The sequence below is a fragment of the Micromonospora sp. DT201 genome (assembly GCF_049841575.1).
GTDB lineage: Bacteria > Actinomycetota > Actinomycetes > Mycobacteriales > Micromonosporaceae > Micromonospora.
Genome location: NZ_JBNCKP010000013.1, coordinates 70,249 through 87,827 on the forward strand (window position 1 = coordinate 70,249; position 17,579 = coordinate 87,827).

General features: G+C 71.5%; 18 protein-coding genes. 10 read left to right on the top strand and 8 right to left on the bottom strand.

All coding sequences use genetic code 11. The features are described from left to right. Positions 1–7: 7 nt before the first annotated feature. The 3 genes from ACLQ28_RS20820 to ACLQ28_RS20830 form a co-directional block, all read right to left on the bottom strand. The gene (locus ACLQ28_RS20820; protein ID WP_425687939.1) at positions 8–1,201 is read right to left on the bottom strand and encodes a GNAT family N-acetyltransferase; all 1,194 of its coding nucleotides are present in this window, start codon (positions 1,199–1,201) and stop codon (positions 8–10) included. Between the two features lie 131 nt (positions 1,202–1,332). After that, a complete protein-coding gene (gene cydB, locus ACLQ28_RS20825) occupies positions 1,333–2,331 on the bottom strand; it encodes a cytochrome d ubiquinol oxidase subunit II (protein WP_425687940.1) in 999 nt (332 codons plus the stop codon). Between the two features lie 14 nt (positions 2,332–2,345). Next, complete coding sequence (locus ACLQ28_RS20830) at positions 2,346–3,758, bottom strand: cytochrome ubiquinol oxidase subunit I (RefSeq protein WP_425687941.1); 1,413 nt, start codon at positions 3,756–3,758, stop codon at positions 2,346–2,348. Positions 3,759–3,917: 159 nt separating this feature from the next. Between ACLQ28_RS20830 and ACLQ28_RS20835 the strand changes: the two genes are divergently transcribed. After that, a complete protein-coding gene (locus ACLQ28_RS20835) occupies positions 3,918–4,685 on the top strand; it encodes a lysophospholipid acyltransferase family protein (protein ID WP_425687942.1) in 768 nt (255 codons plus the stop codon). A gap of 181 nt (positions 4,686–4,866) precedes the next feature. After that, positions 4,867–5,757, top strand: a complete 891-nt coding sequence (locus tag ACLQ28_RS20840; protein WP_425687943.1) for a hypothetical protein — start codon at positions 4,867–4,869, stop codon at positions 5,755–5,757. A 17-nt stretch (positions 5,758–5,774) separates the two neighbouring features. On the opposite strand, the gene ACLQ28_RS20845 is transcribed toward ACLQ28_RS20840, so the two are convergent. Continuing rightward, entirely contained in the window at positions 5,775–6,737 is a 963-nt protein-coding gene (locus tag ACLQ28_RS20845; RefSeq protein WP_425687944.1) for an SAM-dependent methyltransferase, read from the bottom strand. A gap of 38 nt (positions 6,738–6,775) precedes the next feature. Between ACLQ28_RS20845 and ACLQ28_RS20850 the strand changes: the two genes are divergently transcribed. Then, positions 6,776–6,913, top strand: coding sequence for a hypothetical protein (locus ACLQ28_RS20850; RefSeq protein WP_425687945.1), 138 nt, complete (start codon positions 6,776–6,778; stop codon positions 6,911–6,913). Here ACLQ28_RS20850 and ACLQ28_RS20855 read toward each other — a convergent pair. Further along, on the bottom strand, positions 6,899–7,798 hold the full coding sequence (locus ACLQ28_RS20855) for an alpha/beta hydrolase (protein ID WP_425687946.1): 900 nt from the start codon (positions 7,796–7,798) through the stop codon (positions 6,899–6,901). The genes ACLQ28_RS20850 and ACLQ28_RS20855 overlap by 15 nt on opposite strands. A gap of 56 nt (positions 7,799–7,854) precedes the next feature. Here ACLQ28_RS20855 and ACLQ28_RS20860 point away from each other — a divergent pair, with 56 nt between their 5' ends. The 4 genes from ACLQ28_RS20860 to ACLQ28_RS20875 all read left to right on the top strand — a co-directional run bounded on the left by ACLQ28_RS20860 (position 7,855) and on the right by ACLQ28_RS20875 (position 11,369). Then, positions 7,855–8,331: a MarR family winged helix-turn-helix transcriptional regulator gene (locus tag ACLQ28_RS20860; protein WP_425687947.1), complete on the top strand. Its 477-nt coding sequence runs from the start codon at positions 7,855–7,857 to the stop codon at positions 8,329–8,331. Positions 8,332–8,418: 87 nt separating this feature from the next. Further along, complete coding sequence (locus ACLQ28_RS20865) at positions 8,419–9,186, top strand: glycerophosphodiester phosphodiesterase (RefSeq protein WP_425687948.1); 768 nt, start codon at positions 8,419–8,421, stop codon at positions 9,184–9,186. Between the two features lie 18 nt (positions 9,187–9,204). Beyond that, positions 9,205–10,596: an MFS transporter gene (locus tag ACLQ28_RS20870; protein WP_425687949.1), complete on the top strand. Its 1,392-nt coding sequence runs from the start codon at positions 9,205–9,207 to the stop codon at positions 10,594–10,596. A 56-nt stretch (positions 10,597–10,652) separates the two neighbouring features. Next, positions 10,653–11,369, top strand: a complete 717-nt coding sequence (locus ACLQ28_RS20875) for a thymidine kinase (protein WP_425687950.1) — start codon at positions 10,653–10,655, stop codon at positions 11,367–11,369. On the opposite strand, the gene ACLQ28_RS20880 is transcribed toward ACLQ28_RS20875, so the two are convergent. Together ACLQ28_RS20880 and ACLQ28_RS20885 are read right to left on the bottom strand one after the other, a co-directional pair. Next, positions 11,336–12,574, bottom strand: coding sequence for a low temperature requirement protein A (locus tag ACLQ28_RS20880; protein WP_425687951.1), 1,239 nt, complete (start codon positions 12,572–12,574; stop codon positions 11,336–11,338). The two genes, ACLQ28_RS20875 and ACLQ28_RS20880, sit on opposite strands and share 34 nt — an antisense overlap. Beyond that, complete coding sequence (locus ACLQ28_RS20885) at positions 12,561–13,019, bottom strand: hypothetical protein (protein WP_425687952.1); 459 nt, start codon at positions 13,017–13,019, stop codon at positions 12,561–12,563. Before ACLQ28_RS20885 ends, ACLQ28_RS20880 begins: the two co-directional genes overlap by 14 nt. 147 nt (positions 13,020–13,166) lie before the next feature. Between ACLQ28_RS20885 and ACLQ28_RS20890 the strand changes: the two genes are divergently transcribed. The 3 genes from ACLQ28_RS20890 to ACLQ28_RS20900 all read left to right on the top strand — a co-directional run bounded on the left by ACLQ28_RS20890 (position 13,167) and on the right by ACLQ28_RS20900 (position 16,514). Further along, positions 13,167–14,870, top strand: a complete 1,704-nt coding sequence (locus ACLQ28_RS20890; protein ID WP_425687953.1) for an acyl-CoA dehydrogenase family protein — start codon at positions 13,167–13,169, stop codon at positions 14,868–14,870. A 31-nt stretch (positions 14,871–14,901) separates the two neighbouring features. After that, positions 14,902–16,074 (top strand): PQQ-binding-like beta-propeller repeat protein, encoded by a 1,173-nt coding sequence (locus ACLQ28_RS20895; RefSeq protein WP_425687954.1) that lies wholly within the window; start codon positions 14,902–14,904, stop codon positions 16,072–16,074. 68 nt (positions 16,075–16,142) lie between these two features. Continuing rightward, positions 16,143–16,514 (top strand): VOC family protein, encoded by a 372-nt coding sequence (locus tag ACLQ28_RS20900; RefSeq protein WP_425687955.1) that lies wholly within the window; start codon positions 16,143–16,145, stop codon positions 16,512–16,514. A 26-nt stretch (positions 16,515–16,540) separates the two neighbouring features. Here the strand turns inward: ACLQ28_RS20900 and ACLQ28_RS20905 are convergent, their stop codons facing one another. After that, on the bottom strand, positions 16,541–17,539 hold the full coding sequence (locus ACLQ28_RS20905; RefSeq protein WP_425687956.1) for a tyrosine-type recombinase/integrase: 999 nt from the start codon (positions 17,537–17,539) through the stop codon (positions 16,541–16,543). Between the last annotated feature and the right edge of the window lie 40 nt (positions 17,540–17,579).

Here is a 17,579-nt window from a genome sequence, read left to right on the forward strand (position 1 = left end):
CCGTCGGTCAGAAGTAGTCGAGCAGCTGCGCCGGCCCGCCGGCACCCAGAAGGTCGAGGGAGCACGGGTCGACACCGGCAGCGTGGTGCAGCAACCCGGCCTGCGCGACCGACCGGGCCTGCGCCGCCCCGGCGTAGAGCAGGGCGAAGCCGCGGACGTCCAACCGAAAATGCGCCTCGCCGCTGATCCGGCTCAGCTCGGCGGCACCGTCCGCGACGGTCAACCGCCAGGTGCCGGTGTTCCACTCAGCGAGCGGATCGGCGAGGCTGAAGTCGACCGCACCACGGGCGTGGGCGGGCCAACCGCGCCCGCTCACCGCCCGGGTCACGTCGACCGGTCGGTGCATCCACAGGGTCCGTTCGTGGTCGCGGGCCGACTCCAGCGGCAGGATGGTGCTCACGGCGTCACCGTCGAGCGGGCACAACCGCAGGGTCGGTGCGACGCTGGCCCAACTGCCGAGCACCCCGACGAGCTCCCGGGCGGCGTCGGCGGTGGTGGCCAGGGCCTCGTCGACGGTGAGCACAGAGTCGGCGCCGTAGCCACGGCCCCGCTGCCAGGTGGCGTAACCAACCAGGTCGCCGGCGGCCTCGACGAGGGTGAGCCCGTCGCCGGGCAGGCCCTTGTCGGCGGCGAAGAAGTCGAACAGTTCGCCCCGGCGGGTCAGCATCCCGTTGCGGTGCCGACTGACCCGCTCGTACAGGGCCGCGACGGCGGGTAGGTCGGCTGGTGTGCCGGCACGAACGCTGAGATGTGGGGCGGGCCGGTGCCGGGGCAGCAACGCGGTGGCCAGGTCGACGGTGCGCAGCACCCCAGCGGCCTCCCACCCGCAGGCGCGGTAGGGGGCGGCGACGGTCGGGTAGAGCGCGCTGATCGCCGCGCCGCGCTCGTGGGCGCCGCGCAACAGGGCGGTCAACATGGCCCGGGCCACGCCCCGGCCACGGGCCTCAGGGGCGACCGCCACGCCGCCGACGTCGGCGCAGGGCACCGCCCGTCCCGACCACCACTGGTCGTGGTGCAGGTCGACCGCCTTGCCGACGAGCCGACCGGCGTCGTCGAACGCGCCGTAGCGGGTCAGGCCGGGCACCACGGCGGAGGCGTGCGAGGGGCGCTGCGGGTCGGAACCGAACGCGAACCGGCCCAACTCCCAGGCGGCGTCGAGGTCGTCGGCGGTGAGTTCACGTACGTGCACGGGAGCGGGCATCGGCACAGGCTAGCGGGAGCGCGGGGCACGATCGACTCCATGTCGGCGACGTTGCGGTTTCCCGTGGCGCGGATACCGCAACGTCGGCGACGTGGAGTCGATCTGGGGCCGGGGGGCCGGCCACCCGCCGCTCAGTGTTGCGGGATGTTGGCCACGCCGATGCGCTTGCGGAACACCCAGTACGTCCAGGCCTGGTAGCCCAGCACCACCGGAGTGAAGATCACCGCCACCCAGGTCATGATCTTCAGGGTGTAGGGGGTGGAGGCGGCGTTGCTGGCCGTCAGCGTGCCGGCCGCGTCCAGGGTGGACGGCAGCACGTTCGGGAACAGCGCCGCGAACAGGGTGGCCACGGCCAGGCCGATCGCCACGGCAGTGCCGGTGAACGCCCAGCCCTCGCGGCGTACCCGGGCGGCGGCGAGCCCACCGAGCAGGGCGAGGACCGCGCCGACGGCGAGCACGACGGCCGCCGCGCTGGAACGGATGGTCAACGTCCAGGTCAGAAACCCGGCCGCGAGCACGGTGGCGCCGACACCCAGGCGCACCGCGAGGGCACCCGCGCGCTCACGGATGTCGCCGGTGGTCTTCAGGGCGATGAACACCGCGCCGTGGGTGAGGAACAGGGCGAGGGTGGTCGCCCCGCCCAGCAGGGCGTACGGGTTGAGCAGGTTGAACAGGCCACCGACGTAGTCGTGCTCGGCGTTCAGTGGCACACCGCGCAGGATGTTGGCGAAGGTGACGCCCCACAGGATCGCCGGCACCAGCGAGCCGACCACGATGGCCGCGTCCCAGCGGCGCTTCCAGGACGCCTCGGGGCGCTTGTGTCGGTATTCGAAGGCCACACCTCGGGCGATCAGGGCCAGCAGGATCAGCAGGAGCGGCAGGTAGAAGCCGGAGAACAGAGTGGCGTACCACTCGGGAAACGAGGCGAACATGGCGCCGCCGGCGGTGATCAGCCAGACCTCGTTGCCGTCCCAGACCGGGCCGATGGTGTTGATCAGGACGCGGCGTTCCCGGTCGTCGCGGCCGAGTACGGGCAGCAGCATGCCGACGCCGAAGTCGAAGCCCTCCAGGATGAAGTACCCGGTGAACAGCACGGCGACGAGGAGAAACCAGATGGTGGTCAGTTCCACGATGGGCTCCGGGATCAGTAGGCGAAGGCGAGCGGGCGCTCGGACTCGTCGGTGTCGTCGGCGGGGGGATGTTCGGTGACGTCCGGCACGCCGGCCTTGGCGTAGCGCAGCAGCAGCTTGACCTCGATCACGGCGAGGGTGGCGTAGATCAACGTGAAGGCGGTGAACGAGGTGAGCACCTCGGCCAGCGAGACGCTGCGGGACACGCCGTTGCGGGTGAGCATCTCGCCGAAGACGATCCACGGCTGGCGGCCCATCTCGGTGAAGATCCAGCCGAAGGAGTTGGCCAGCAACGGCAGCACCGGCATGACCAGCCCGGCGCGCAGCAGCCACTTGCTGGTCGGGGTGCGGCCCTTGCGCTGGCTCCAGAGCACCAGCAGGGCGATCGCGCCGGCAGCCAACCCGAAGGTGATCATGAAGCGGAAGCTCCAGTAGGTGACCGGGATGATCGGGGTGTAGCTGCCCGCCCCGTACTGGGTGGCGTACTGGGCCTGCAGGTCGTCGATGCCGCGTACGGTGCCGTGCGGGTCGCCGGTGCCCAGGAACGACAGCAGGTACGGGATCTTGAGCGCGAACACCTCGCGGCTGCCGTCGAGGCTGCCGATGGTGAGCACGGAGAACGAGGCGGGGCTCTCGGTGGTGTAGAGACCCTCGGCGGCGGCCATCTTCATCGGCTGCACGTCCGTCATGATCTTGCCCTGGATGTCGCCGGTGAACAGCACGGCGGCGGAGGCGACCAGGACCACCCAGGAGCCGAACTTCGTGGCGAAGCGGTAGGCGCCGGTGTCGGCGGAGTCGCGGTTGCGGATGACGTGCCAGAGCCCGACGGCGACGATCACCGATCCGGCGACCAGGAAGGAGCCGGCCAGGGTGTGCGGGAAGGTGATCAGGGCGACCTTGTTGGTCAGCACGGCCGGGAAGTCGGTCAGTTCGGCGCGCCCGCTGTCCGGGTTGATCCGGAAGCCGACCGGGTTCTGCATGAACGAGTTCGCGGCGAGGATGAAGTACGCGCTGAGGTTGGTGCCGATCGCGGCGGCCCAGATGCTGGCCAGGTGCGCCCGTTTGGGCAACCGGTCCCAGCCGAAGATCCACAGGCCGATGAAGGTGGATTCGAGGAAGAACGCGACCAGGGCCTCGATGGCGAGCGGGGCGCCGAAGATGTCGCCGACGAAGCGGGAGTAGTCGCTCCAGTTCATGCCGAACTGGAACTCCTGCACGATTCCGGTGACCACGCCCATGGCGAAGTTGATCAGGAAGAGCTTGCCGTAGAACTTGGTCAACTTGAGGTAGCGCTCGTTGCCGGTGCGGTGCCACATCGTCTGCAGGATCGCCACCAGCACGGACAGCCCGATGGTCAGCGGTACGAAGAGAAAGTGATAGACGGTGGTGACACCGAACTGCCAGCGGGCAACGTCCAACGCGTCCACTCGAACCCCCAGCCATTCGTACTACGAGACGTAGTAAATACTACTGCTCGTCGTAGAGGCCGGGACAGTCGGAACCCGCCCGGGACGAATGACCCTGATCACCCCGGTCCCCCGACCCGCCCTCGCGACCCCGCCGCCACGTGCGACGATGTCGCGCTGATGGACACCACGCACTGGCAACCGCCGCTGATCTGGCGCGCCGCCCTCCTGCTGATTCGGGGCCTGGTCGGCCTGCTGGCCCGACTCGAGGTCACCGGCGACGTTCCCGCGCACCTGCGCCGCGGCCCGTTGGTGCTGGCCGCCAACCACATCAGCCCGTTCGACCCCCTGGTGATGGCCGCCGCCTGCCAGACCCGCGGCATCGCCCCCCGGATCATGGCGACCGCCGGGCTGTTCCGCGTACCGGTGTTCGGCGCCGCCATGCGCCACGCCGGGCACATCCGGGTCGACCGGGGCACCAGCGCCGTCCACCGAGCCCTCGACGATGCCGCCGTCGCCGTCGCCGAGGGGTCGGTGATCCTCATCTATCCCGAGGGACGCATCGGCCTGGACCCCGGCATGTGGCCCGAACGCGGCAAGACCGGCGCCGCCCGGCTCGCTCTGGCCTGCGGCGCTCCGGTCGTCCCGATCGCCCAGTGGGGCTCGCACGAGGTGCTGCCCTACCAGACGCCCCGGGGAATGCTGCGCGGCATCGCCCACTCGCTGTGGCGCCGCCCGGTGATCCGGGTGCACTTCGGCGCGCCCGTCGACCTGGGCGAGGCGACCGCCGACAACCCCGGCGCCGCCCGCTGGGCCACCGACCGGATCATCGACGCGCTCACCGACACCCTCGCCCCGCTGCGCCCCGACGAACCCGACCTGCCCCGGCACGTCGACCCCGGCCGCCCGACCGACCTCAGCCGGGCGCACCGCCGCCACTCAGGCTGAGGCCGCCACCTTCTCCCCCACGCACGGGAGGCACCTCACGCGGTCGTGGGAACCCTGGCGTTCACGGTCCGTCGATGATCGAGGAATGACCGTCCGTGCGGGCTCACAAGCGAGATCCAACGTTGCAGGACCGGGGTGGACGAAGACAAGGCGCGTCGCCGGGTACGGAGCCGCTCTCGCCATGGTGCCCTACTTCGTCGTCAAGGTCATCTGGACGGTGGACGGTCTGCGCGGCGGCGGACCGCACGACGGCGCCTGGAGCAAGCTGGACTGGACGGCGCTCAACGGCCTGACCGTCGTCATGGCCGGAGCCGCCATCCTGCTCGGCCTGGCATTGGGGCAACGGTGGGGCCTGCGGATTCCCGGCTGGCTGATCCTCCTCCCGGCGTGGCTCGGCACCGGGTTTCTCGTACCGATGATCCCGATCCTGCCGGTGCTGCTACTGACGGCCGGTGGCGGTGACACCGCAGCCGACGTGGTCGTGCCCGCGTGGGAGATCGCGCTCGTGTCGGTGTCCTTCGCCGGGTTCGGCCTCGGGGTGGCGGTCGCGGTTCCCCTCTACGTCTGGCAGCGCTGGCCGCACGCCTTCACCGGCCGGACACCCACGGACCCGGCTGCGGTCAGCACGACCGGGGCGGTGGAACGCACCGTGGCGAACCTCGCGGCGGCCGTCAGCGTCGCGCTTGGCCTGCCGCAGCTGTACTGGGCGCTGGGCGGCACCTTCGGGCTCGATCCGGCATCCCTCGACCATCGTGATGCCCAGTGGCACATCCTGACCGGCAACAGCGGGCTGTGGGCCCTGATCGCCGCCTGGGGCGTGTGGACGGTGACGCGCCGGAGCGCTGGCGCGGTTTCCCGGACGCCCATGCTGCTGACGTGGGTCGCATCCGGAGGGCTGTTCGCCTGGGGGTCGTGGAAGGCGATCTTCACCTACGCGGTCACCTCCTCGTATCCATCGCCGGAACGCCCGTTGACGCTGGCGGTGGAAAACCACTTCGGGGCGCTCGCCGGGACGATGGTGTTGGTGCTGCTGTTGCTGGTCGCCGAACGCCGGCACGCCCTTCAGGGGTGACGCTTTCGGCGTGTTCGTTAGTGGGGGCGGACGACCACGACGATGCGGCCGAACGGCGTCGCCGCCACCCGGTCCAGCACGAAGCCGGCCGCCTCGGCCTCGGTGGTCAGATCCTCGGCCGACCGCGCGAACGGCACGCCCCAATTGGCGAACACCAGCCGCCGCAGCGCGAAGGCGCCCCGCTCGGCCTCGTCCTCGGGCATGCTCTCCATCTCCTGCATGTACAGCTTCGCCCCCGGCTTGAGCGCGCGCCGGATCGCGGCCAGCGTTTCGGGCCGGGACGCAGCCGGGAAGAACGGTTGCGCCCAGAACGCCGAGTCGAACTCGTCCTCCTCTTCGAGATCGCGGGCGTCCATGCACCGGATGTCCACCCGGTCGGACACGCCGAGCGCCACGGCCCGACGCGCCCCCTCGGCCGCCACCTCGGGCACGAGTTCGACGCCGACCGCCCGCATCCCTGGGAACACGGGGGCGGTGGACAGCAGGAAGCCGCCGATGCCGCAGCCAACGTCCAGGTAGCGACCGTCACGCAGCGCCTCCTGGAAGTCTGGCAGCACGTCCAGGAGTTGGCCGAAGACGTCCTGCGCGACCGCCGTGGGCCGCAGCCCGTACGCGTCGGCGACGGTCAGCGCGTCCCCCGTCGTCGGCGGCAGGCCCTCCAGGGCGTCGACCACCAGCCGACTCATCATCCGCGCCTCGCCGAGCAGGTCATCCAACGAGAACGGGGCATCATCGGACAGCAGGTCGGCGTACTCCGGAGTCAGCCACACCTTCAGGTCGGCCAGCTCAACGATGCCGTTGGCCTCCAGTGCCCCCACCACGTCCCGCAGCCGGTCGGCGGGCAGTTCGGTGAACGCGGCCAACTCGGCCAGGTCGCGAGGCTCGGTGAGGTAGGTCGTCCACTTCCGCTCGTGCACCGCTGTCAGCAGGGCCAGCGCCTGCGCGCCAGCCGACCATGTCTTTACCTTGTCGGTTTCCATCCCCTGTCAACGCCGTGGCGACCACAAGAGGTTCAAGGATGTTGGGTGCGCCACAACCGCGGCAGGCGTACGCCCTGGTCGCCGAGCGTCGGCACGCCCTGCTGGATCGCGCCGCCGGCGTCCGGGTTCGCGACGAGGAAACCAGCCTTCGTGCGGGGCGCTCAGAGGGTCTGTAGTCGCTGCGTGATGAACAAAGCGGCGCGGTCCAGGGCGTGGTCGGCTTCGTCGAGCTGGCCGATGAAGGACTGGAAGACGTGCGGAACGCCCGCGGTGATGTCGAGGATGACGTCGACCTCGGCATCGCGGGCGCGTTTCGCCAGCCGGACCGAGTCGTCGAGCAGCAACTCGTTCGTGCCGACCTGCAGCAGGATCGGCGGGAACCCGGTCAGGTCGGCGAGCACGGCTGGCGCGGCGAGCTCCTGGTTCGGGTCCTGGCCGCGCAGGTAGAACTCCGCTGTGTGGGCCATGCCCTGCCGGGTGAAGAACGGGTCGATGCCCTCTTTGGTGTCCATCGACTCGCCCGTTCGGGTGTGGTCGAGGCCGGGTGAGAACGCGACAAGCGCGCCCGGCAGAGGCAGCCCGGCGTTTCGGGCGGCGAGGGTGGTGGTCACCGTGAGGCCGCCACCGGCGGAATCGCCCGCGAACGCGATCGACTCGGCGGCGACGCCGCTGTCGAGCAGGGACCGATACGCCGCGAGGCAGTCCTCGATCGCGGCCGGGAACGGGTTCTCCGGGGCCAGCCGGTAGTCGAGGGAGAAGGCCCGCACTCCTGTCCGCGTGACCAGACTCGCGGTCAGACCCATCGCGGTCTGCGGAGATCCGAGCGCGAACGAGCCGCCGTGAAAGTAGAGGATCGTGCCCGGACGGGTCTCGCCCTCCGGTTCGACCAGCACGGCCGGACGGCCGCCGAGGGTCAGCTCCGAGGTCCGCACCGGAGGAACGGGGAACTGCGCCATGAGCGCGGCGAAGTTCTCCCGCATCGTCTCGACCGGCTCCGGCGTGAAGCCCTTGGGGCCGTTACCCAGCATGGCGCCGATGGCCGCGCGCTGTTGCCTGCTCATATCCGATGCCTCCCATAGGCGATAAAGTAGATGCCGTGGAAGCTAACTTACCTGCCGTGGCATCTTTTTCCGGTGCCGGGTCCGTCACACTCGCTCAGGTCTTCAGTGACCTGGTCCGCTGTGAGACGCGGCTCTACAACGCCTTGAACGAGACGTTGCGTCGGAAGCACGGCATCGTGGCTTCGCAGTTCGAGTTTCTGCTCTACCTACGTGACCATCCTGGTTCGCGGGTCGCCGATCTCGCCGAGTTTTTCGCGATCGGGGTCGGGGCGACCAGCAAGGGCGTGGGCCGGCTCGAGGCCCGGGCCTGGGTTCGGCGGGTGCCGAATCCCGCCGACGGCCGGTCACTGCTGCTGGAGTTGACTCCGCAGGGCGCGGAGCTCGTCGGGGCCGCCGAAGGCACCTTCGAGGAACACCTGGCCACGCACATCGGCCGGTCGATCGCCCCGGCCCAGATCGCGGAACTCGGTCAAACGCTGGCACGGCTGCGCGCCACCTTGGAGCACGGCGGTGTCGGCACGCCGGTCGGCTGACGCGGCACCGCCGCCTGGCCTGCGCGGGAGGGCGACAGACGCCGGCCGGCCACCCGCAGGCCACCAACCGAGGGCATACTGCGTCGCGTGTTGACCCGATTCGGTTACCTCGACGCGCCCGCGCCGCTGGCGTTCGCCCACCGTGGCGGCGCCGCCGAGGGCGACGAGAACACCACCGAGGCGTTCGCCCGCGCCGTCGGGCTGGGCTACCGGTACGTGGAAACCGACGTGCACGCCACCGCGGACGGCGTGGCGGTGATCTTCCACGATCCGACGTTGCGTCGGGTCACCGGCGAGGCGGGGCGCATCGCCGACCTGAGCTGGGCCGACCTCGCGTCGGTACGCGTCGGCGGCGCTGCCGTCGTACCCCGGCTCGACGAGGTGCTGGGTGCCTGGCCGCAGGTCCGCTTCAACATCGACGTGAAGGCCGACGGCGGCGTCGAGCCGACGGTCGCGACCGTGACCCGGGCCGGTGCCGGCGACCGGGTTCTGCTCGCGTCCTTCAGTGACGCCCGCCTGACCCGGATGCGCGCGCTCACCGAAGGGCGGATCGCGACAAGTCTCGGCATGCGCGGAGTCGCCCGGCTGCGGCTCGCCTCCCTGCACGGGCGTCCACTGCGGCTGCCCCCGTCGGTGGTCGCCGCGCAGGTCCCGCCCCACTACGGGCGGGTGCCGGTGGTGGACCGTCGGTTCCTCGCTTACTGCCACCGACTCGGTCTGCAGGTGCACGTCTGGACGATCGACGAAGCCGCCCAGATGCACGACTTACTGGATCGTGGTGTGGATGGCATCATGACCGATCACGTCGGCGTGCTGCGCGACGTCTACCGCAGCCGCGGCCACTGGGCCGCCTGAGGCATCGAAGGACCCCCGATGGCCGAGACCGTGACCCCCACGGTGGACGACACCCCGCCCCCGGCGAGCACCCGCCGCGAGCGCAGGGGCTGGTACATCTACGACTGGGCCAACTCGGCGTTCCAGACCACGGTGATCACCGTGTTCCTCGGCCCGTTCCTGACTACCGTCGCCGAGTTGGCCGCCGGCTGCGAGCTGGGCGCGGACACCTGCGACGGCTTCGTGTACCCGCTGGGCATCAAGGTCGCCGCCGGGTCCTACTACCCGTACCTGATCTCGCTGTCGGTGTTCCTCACCGTGTTCGTGTTGCCGGTGGTCGGGGCGATCGCCGACCGGTCCGCGCACAAGAAGCGGCTGCTCGGCGGGGCCGCATTCACCGGTGCCGGCGCCACCATCCTGATGGCCTTCGTCACCGGCGACCGCTACCTGCTCGGTGGGGCGTTGTTCCTGGTCGCCAACATCTCCTTCGGCGCGGCCGTCGTGGTCTACCACTCGTTCCTGCCGCAGCTCGGTGGCCCCGACGAACGCGACGGCATCTCCAGCCGCGGCTGGGCGATCGGCTATCTCGGTGGTGGTCTGCTGCTGGGGCTCAACCTCGTCGCGATCACCCTGCTCGACAAGGGGGACGACCCGCAACGCACCCTGGACCTGGCCCGCTGGTCGATCGTGTCCGCCGGGGTGTGGTGGGCGGTGTTCACGCTGGTGCCGCTGCGCTGGATGCGCGAGCACCCCAGCGCCGCGGCGATGGCTGGCGGCGGCAACGTGGTCACCGACGGGTTCCGGCAGCTCGGCCGGACCATGCGGGAGATCAAGGCGTACCCGTTGACGTTGTTCTTCCTGCTCGCCTTCCTGGTCTACAACGACGGCATCCAGACCGTCATCACCCTGGCCAGCCAGTACGGCACGGAGGAGTTGCGCCTGGAGCAGAGCACCCTGATCGTCACGATCCTGCTGGTGCAGTTCCTCGCCTTCGGCGGCGCGCTGAGTCTGGGCGCGCTGGCCAAGCGCATCGGCGCCTGGAAGACCGTGCTGCTCAGCCTGGTGCTCTGGACCGGTGTGATCATCGCCGCGTTCCGGCTGCCCGCCGAGGCGCCGGTGCCGTTCATGGTCCTCGGGGCGGCCATCGGCGTGGTCCTCGGCGGCAGTCAGGCGCTGAGCCGGTCGCTGTTCAGCCAGCTCATCCCGGTCGGCAAGGAAGGCGAGTACTACGGCTTCTACGAGATCAGCGACAAGGGCACCAGTTGGCTCGGCCCGCTCGCCTTCGGCCTGGTGTTCCAACTCACCTCCTCCTACCGGGTGGGCCTGGTCTCACTGCTGATCTTCTTCGTGGTCGGGTTCGCGCTCCTCGCCGCCGTGCCGATGCGCCGTGCCATCGTCGCCGCCGGCAACACCCCGCCCCGGGTGCTCTGAGCACGCGTCCCGCGCGCGACAGATCAGCCTCGGCCGATCGGCTAGGCTGCCCGACCGTGACTGACGCCGCCGCCACCGCTCCGACCTGCCTGGCCCACCCGTTCCCCGGCCAGCCGCACGCTCCGGCCGGGTGCGCGGCTGCGCGCGGGCTCGACGGGCGTCCGGTGCACGCCGCGGCGTTGAAGTTCTTCTGGGGGCCGATGGACTGCGGCAAGTCGACGATGGCGCTGCAGATGAACTACAACCACGCCCGGCAGGGCCGTCGTGGGCTGGTCACCACCCGTATCGACCGGTCGATGGGCCCGCAGGTCACCACCCGCATCGGTCTGGCCCACGAGGCCATCGAGGTCACCGACGATCTGGACCTGCGTGCCCTCGTCCGCGGCCGGTGGGCCGACGGGGTACGCGTCGACTACCTGATCTGCGACGAGGCGTGCTTCTACACCGTCGAGCACGTCGAGCAGATGGCTGAGCTGGTCGACAGCTACGACGTCGACGTGTTCGCGTTCGGCCTGGCCACCGACTTCCGGTCCCGGCTGTTCCCCGCCGCGCAGCGTCTGTTCGAGTTGGCCGACGAGGTGGCCCGCATCCAGGTCGAGGTCCTCTGCTGGTGCGGCCGGGAAGGGTTGCTCAACGCCCGCGTCGTCGACGGGCGGGTCGTCCGCGAGGGCGCGCAGGTCGTCATCGGTGACACCGTGGACACCGCCGAGGTGCGCTACCAGGTGCTCTGCCGCCGGCACTACCGCAGCGGCGACCTCGGCCCCCGCGACTGATTCGGCCCCCGCGACTGATACGCCCGCCGCACCCGGAACCGGTCGGTCACGATCACGGCGACGGTCACCGCCAACGACAACGAGGCGCACGCCGCGACGGGCACCCCCAGCGGCACACAGACCGGTATCAGAACCAGGAGCACCATCACCGCCGCGATCCGGCTGGTCGGCAGGATCCGCCACAACAGCGCCTTGTACGCGGCGTGCCCGGCCAGGAACAGCGCCGGACCACCGAGGGTGAACAGCGCGGCGACCGTGGTGGCGGGCGCGCCGGGCTCGCGCAGCAACCGCTCGTCGCCCGCCGAGGTGACGATCACGCCGGCGACGATCACCGGGTGCAGGTAGTTGAACGCCACCCGGCTCAACGCCCCGGTGCGCTCGCCGGCGTTGGCGATGACCTCCGTCGCGGCCGGCGCCGATCGGGCGAAGTACACCCACCACAGCGCCACCGAACCGGCGAACGCCAGCAGGAACGCCCCGGACGTCACCAGGTCCACGTGCTGGGTGAGGGTGCTCCCGGTGACCAGAATCGACTCACCCAGCGCGATCAGGACGAACGCGGCGGACCGCTCGGACAGATGCCCACCCTCCACCATCCACCGCTCGGGGCGGCTGCGGCCCCGCTTCGGCAGCGGGTAACCGATCGACAGGCCGACCACCTCTATCACGATCACCGCCGCCCACAACACCTCCCGGGCAGCCCCGCCGACCAGCCCGCCGAGCACCACCAGCACCGATGTCCCCACGATCCAGGGCAGCGATTGCTGAAACCCGTCGACGAGCCACGGGCTGCCCCGCACCGCCCACAATCCGAAGATGGTGCGGCCCACCTGCACGCTCACGTAGACCACCGCGAAGAGCAGCCCGGTCCGGGTGAACGCCTGCGGGATCGCCGCCGACAACAACAGGCTGCCCAGCGTCATCCCGATCAACATCGCCCGCACCGGCCCCTGATCCGGTTGCAGCCAGTTGGTCACCCAGGTGGTGTAGACCCAGACGAACCAGACCAGCGCCAGCAACAGCGCGGTGCGCGCGGCGCCACGCCAGTCCGGGTGCTCGATCAGGTAGTGCGACAACTGGGTGATCGTGAAGATGAAGACCAGGTCGAAGAAGAGTTCCGTCGAGGTGGTCGGTTGCACCCCCTGGCGCGGTCGCAGCAACTGTGGGCGTACCGGGGCGGCGGCCGGCGGCTCAGAAGGGGTCACCGCACACCCGCCAGTCCCCGCCTTCGCGGACCACTGGCACGCGGCGTTCCTCCGTGAGCCCGCCATCGCGGGTCACCTTCACGGTCACGGTGCCGTGCGGCCGCCCGCTGCGGGTCGCCACCGACACGTCGGTGATCTCGTAGTCGGTGACCATCGGCGGCGTACGCATCCAACTGGTGAAACCGATCGCGCTCCACCGGCTGCGCGCGTCGGCACAGAGCCGGTCGTACGCACCGTCGCTGTCGCCGAGGGCCACCTCGCTGAGGAACCCGTCGGCGGTCTCCCGGATCGGGCCGGCGGCCTGACGGACGGTCTGCAGGTTCCAGGCGCCCAACCCGGCCACCCCGACGCAGCACAACGCGACACCGAACCCGGCGAAGGCCAACCCGGTGCGCATCGGGCGGTTACGCCGGGCCGGTCGGCTCCACGGCTGGCCGGCACCCACGACTACCGACCGTAGAGAACCCAATCGCATCGAAGTGCGACAAGCCGGAAATCCGCCGTACGCGCTGGGCGGGACGGCTCTGTTCGGACCGGCCACGGATCGTCTACCGTCGGCGCACACCCCCCGAGCAGTGCCAGGAGTCGATCGATGAGCCGCTTCGTGCAGCCGGTACCACTCCCCGTCGACCCGTACGCCGGTGATGCCCTGCTGCGGTCCTGGCTGGAGCGTCATCTGGGCCCGAGCGGGCACGCCGCCGCGAAGGGTCGCCTCGCCGACCTGGCCGCCGACGTCAGCGGGCCGCTGCGCGCGGCGCACGCCGACGCGGAAGCGCATCCGCCGACCCTGGTCCGCTACGACGCGTGGGGTGCCCGCATCGACCGGATCGACACCTCCGCGGGCTGGCAGACGCAACGCGCCGCCGCCGCCCGCCACGCCGTGGTCGCGCTGCCCTACCTGGCGGACGCGCGCGGCACCTGGGGCGCCGCCGCGCGGGTCGTCCAACACGCCCTGCTGCACCTGTACGGGCCGGAGTCGGCGACGTTCTCCTGCCCGGTGGCGATGGCCGACGGCGCCGCGGCGCTGCTCAGCATGCCTGAGGTGGACGCTGGGGTCCGCGCTGCGTGGCTGCCCCGGCTGATCTCCACGGACCCGGCCAGGGCGATCACCAGCGGCCAGTGGATGACCGAGTCGCAGGGCGGCTCCGACCTGGGCCGTTCGAGCACGATCGGCCGACCCGCAGCTGATGGTTCGTGGCGGCTGACCGGGGAGAAATGGTTCTGTTCCGCCGCCGACGCGGCGATGGCGGTGGCGCTGGCCCGACCGGAGGGCGCCGGGCGCGGCAGCCGGGTGCTCGCGCCGTTCCTGGTCCCCCGGTACGCGGTGGACTCACCGCTGACCGACGGCGTGGCGCCGGGCGCACCCGCACCGGGCGTCACCGTGCACCGCCTGAAGGACAAGCTCGGCACCCGGGCGCTGCCCACCGCCGAGATCGGTCTGCACGACGCCTACGCCGTACCGCTGGGTGACCCGGCGGTGCCCGGCCTGGTCCGGGCGATGACCCTGGTGGTGGTGACCCGGGTGCACAACGCGGCGGCGGCGGCCGGCGGGATGCGACGCGGTCTCGACTACGCCCGGGCGTACGCCGATGTGCGGCACGTCGCGGGCGGCGCGCTGGCGTCCTCGCCCCTGCACCGGGCCACCCTGGGCACCCTCGCGGTCGACGCGGCGGGCGCGTTCGCGCTGGCTGGGCACGCGTTCGCCCTGCTCGGGCGGGTCGAGGTCGGTGCCGATCCGGCGGCCGCGGCGGAGTTGCGCATCGTGGCGCCGCTGGCGAAGTTGGCCACCGGCCGGCTCGCCGTCAGCTCCGCCAGCGAGTACGTGGAGAGTTTCGGCGGGGCCGGTTACGTGGAGGACACCGGCGTTCCCCGGCTGCTGCGCGACGCGCAGGTGCTGCCGATCTGGGAGGGCACCACCAATGTGCTGGCCTTGGACGTGCTGCGCGCGTTGACCCGGGAGGATGCCGGGGTGCCAGTGCTGAGCCGGCTCGCCGCCGCCGTCGACCTGGCCCGGCCCCTGTCGCCGGCGCTGGCCGACACCCTGGCCGCCGCCGCCGCGCAGTTGGGCGACACCATCACCTCGGTGACCGCCGACCCGGGTGCCGCAGTCGTGCAAGCCGGTGCCCGTGGCCTGGCGCTGCGCCTGGCGTACGCGCTGACCACCGCGTTGCTCGTCGAGCACGCCGCGTGGGGTGACGAACAGGCGGAGCTGGTGGCCCGGCTGTGGGCGCGGCGCTGGCTGCGGCACGAGGAGATCGCCGAGGACGCCCACCACCACCTGGAACTGCTCTGCTGACCGGCCGACGCGAGCGCACGGGTGGGCACCCATGTCGGTGCTGATCGAGTTGGGTGACGACCGGGGCGCGCCCCGGGAAGACAGCAGGCCACCGCGGCAGGTGTCCCGTGGTCGGCGCGTGGCACTGCTGCTGGTGGTGTGCGCCCTGCTCGGCGGGGCCGCCGGGCCCGCGTACCTGACGCCTGAGCTCGGGCCGGTGGCGCCCGCCGGGGCGACCGTGCTCGGCGCGGGGCGGCTGCTGCTGGTCGTCGACCCCGGCACGAACCCGCCGACTTTGAGTGCTTACGACGCCGCCGCGCCGCACGGCCCGGCGCGGTGGCGGGTCGCGGTGCCGCCGGCATTCGGGTGGTCCGCCGAGGCCGTCGGTGACCTTCTGCTGGTCGTCGAACGCGACCAGCTCCGCGGGACGAGGGTGACCACCGCACGGTCGATCCGCACCGGCCAGGCGGTGTGGCGACGACCCGAGCGGGTGTACGCGGCCGGCGACGCCGCGGTCGCGGTGAGCGAGGTACGCAGCGCCTCCGAGCCGGGGCGTCGGGTCGAGGGCACCGTGCACGGCGTCGATCCGGCCACCGGTGCCACTCGTTGGTCGGTGCCGGTGCCCTCCACGGCCGTGTTGCGGGTGCTGCCGGACACGCCCGAGCGGTTACTGCTGGTGCAGGACGACGGGCTGGCCCGGCTGCTCGACACCCGCGACGGCACCGACCGCGGGCGGGGGTGGCTTCCGCCGGCCGACTACGGCCCGGACAACCCCCAGGTCGTTGGCGCGCACCTGGTGCTGCGGCACCCGAGCGGCCGCAGCGGGGTGGCGCTGACCGGTTACGACCTGCCCGGCCTGTCGCCGCGCTGGCAGATGCCGGTCGAGCCGGGCGAGCTGACCCTGCGGCCCTGCCAGGGTCTGATCTGCGGGCAGGACCAGCAGGGCCGTTGGGCCATCGACGCGGGCACCGGCGCGCGGCGTTGGACGTGGCCGGCCGGGGCGCAGTGGGACACCGTCGCGGGCGCTCGGGTCGCCAGCGAGTCGTTGGTGCTGCTGCGCATGGCGTCGGACGGCAAGCGCGTCCTGGTCGCGACGGTGGGCCCGGAGGGCCACCGGGTGATCGCGGTGCTCCCGGCCGGTCTGACCGGCTGCCGGCGGGTCGGCACCCGGCTCATCTGCCGCGACGGCACCCGCGTGACGCTCTGGCCGCTCGACGCCCCGTGAGTCGACCGCGCTTGGCCGCGGCGAATGTCTCGACCGATTTTGTCGGGCGGGAGCGACATACTGCCGACGTGACGATTTCTGCCGACCTCGCAATGGTCAACCTCGACAGTTCCGACCCCGCCGGGCACGCCGCGTTCTACCACGAGGCGCTCGGTTGGGAGATCACCCACAGCCAAGCTGAGTACGCGATGATCAGCTCCGGTGGTGTCTCCATCGGTTTTGGTCTGGTCGACGGCTACCAACCGCCGTCCTGGCCTGACCCGTCGGGCGGCAAGCGCTACCACCTCGATCTGCATGTCGACGACCTCGCTGCGGCGGAGGAGAAGCTCGTCGCGGCGGGCGCGTCCAAGCCGGACTTCCAGCCCGGAGGCGAGCGGTGGGTGGTGCTTCTCGACCCGATCGGGCAGCCGTTCTGCATCTGCCCCCGCCCGCAGAGCTGAGCAGGGTTACCTCGGGCGCGTGACGCTCAGCTGCGGCGGCGCGCCCGAGCCGCCCACACCGCGTAGGCCGGGTCGCGGTCGAGGTTGTGCCGGTCCCTGTCGTAACGACGGGTGGTGCGTGGGTCGGCGTGGCCCATCGCGTCCTGCACATCCTCCAGCGGCACGCCCTCGGAGCGGGCGGTGGTGGCGAAGGCGTGCCGCAGCGAGTGCGGGGACAGCTTCGCCCAGGCCGGGATTCCGGCCGCGCGGGCGAGCCGACGAACCATCCGGAACACCGAGTGCCGGTCCAGCCGGGCGCCGCTCGCGGTGACCAGCAGTGGTCCGGTCAGCTGCGGCACCGGCACCCCGGTGGCGGCGGCCCGCTGGGCCAGGTAGGCGTCCAGCGCGTAGCCGGTGCCGGGGGTGAGGGCGCGGCGGCGCTGCTTGCCGCCTTTACCGATGAAGCGCACGCTGCGGTGTCCGCGTTCGGTGCCGAGGTCGGTCAGGTCCAGCGAGATCAGCTCTCCGACCCGCAGGCCCAGATCGGCCAGGAGCGCGATCGCCGCCCGGTTGCGGGCGGCGGTCGCGCCGGTGTCCGCGTCGGCGGCGCTGAGCAGGGCGTCCACCTCCTCGGGGGTGAGCCCGATGGTGGCGGAGTGGTCCCGGTCGACGCGGGGCCGGTCCGCGCCGGAGACCGGGTTGGCCGGCACGCCGCCGAGTTTGACGAGGAAGTCGTACCAGCTGGACAGCGCGGAGAGACGACGCGCCACGGTCGCCGGGGTCAGCGGTCGGCCGCTGCGGGCACCGATTGTCGACTCGAGCGCACGAGCATACTCGTTGACCTGCAGGAACGTGATCCGCAGCGGGTCCATCTCCCGGCTGGCGCACCAGTTGAGCCAGCCGGTGACGTCGCGCCGGTACGCGTCGCGGGTGTGCTCGGACAGCCGCCGGTTGCGCAGCCACGCCTCGGTGACCTCGACCGGCCCGCTCGGCAGCGCGGGCGGCGCGGACGGGCGGGTCAACACCGGAACGTCGGAGATCACCATGTGAAAAAGGCTCTCAGCCTCGGGTGGGATCAGCGCGCAG

Coding starts and splice junctions, on each gene's coding strand:
- ACLQ28_RS20840 (WP_425687943.1), top strand. CDS start 4,867: ATGGTGCCCTACTTCGTCGTCAAGGTCATCTGGACGGTGGACGGTCTG.
- ACLQ28_RS20870 (WP_425687949.1), top strand. CDS start 9,205: ATGGCCGAGACCGTGACCCCCACGGTGGACGACACCCCGCCCCCGGCG.
- ACLQ28_RS20850 (WP_425687945.1), top strand. CDS start 6,776: ATGTTGGGTGCGCCACAACCGCGGCAGGCGTACGCCCTGGTCGCCGAG.
- ACLQ28_RS20905 (WP_425687956.1), bottom strand. CDS start 17,539: ATGGTGATCTCCGACGTTCCGGTGTTGACCCGCCCGTCCGCGCCGCCC.
- ACLQ28_RS20890 (WP_425687953.1), top strand. CDS start 13,167: ATGAGCCGCTTCGTGCAGCCGGTACCACTCCCCGTCGACCCGTACGCC.
- ACLQ28_RS20835 (WP_425687942.1), top strand. CDS start 3,918: ATGGACACCACGCACTGGCAACCGCCGCTGATCTGGCGCGCCGCCCTC.
- ACLQ28_RS20895 (WP_425687954.1), top strand. CDS start 14,902: ATGTCGGTGCTGATCGAGTTGGGTGACGACCGGGGCGCGCCCCGGGAA.
- ACLQ28_RS20820 (WP_425687939.1), bottom strand. CDS start 1,201: ATGCCCGCTCCCGTGCACGTACGTGAACTCACCGCCGACGACCTCGAC.
- ACLQ28_RS20855 (WP_425687946.1), bottom strand. CDS start 7,798: ATGAGCAGGCAACAGCGCGCGGCCATCGGCGCCATGCTGGGTAACGGC.
- ACLQ28_RS20845 (WP_425687944.1), bottom strand. CDS start 6,737: ATGGAAACCGACAAGGTAAAGACATGGTCGGCTGGCGCGCAGGCGCTG.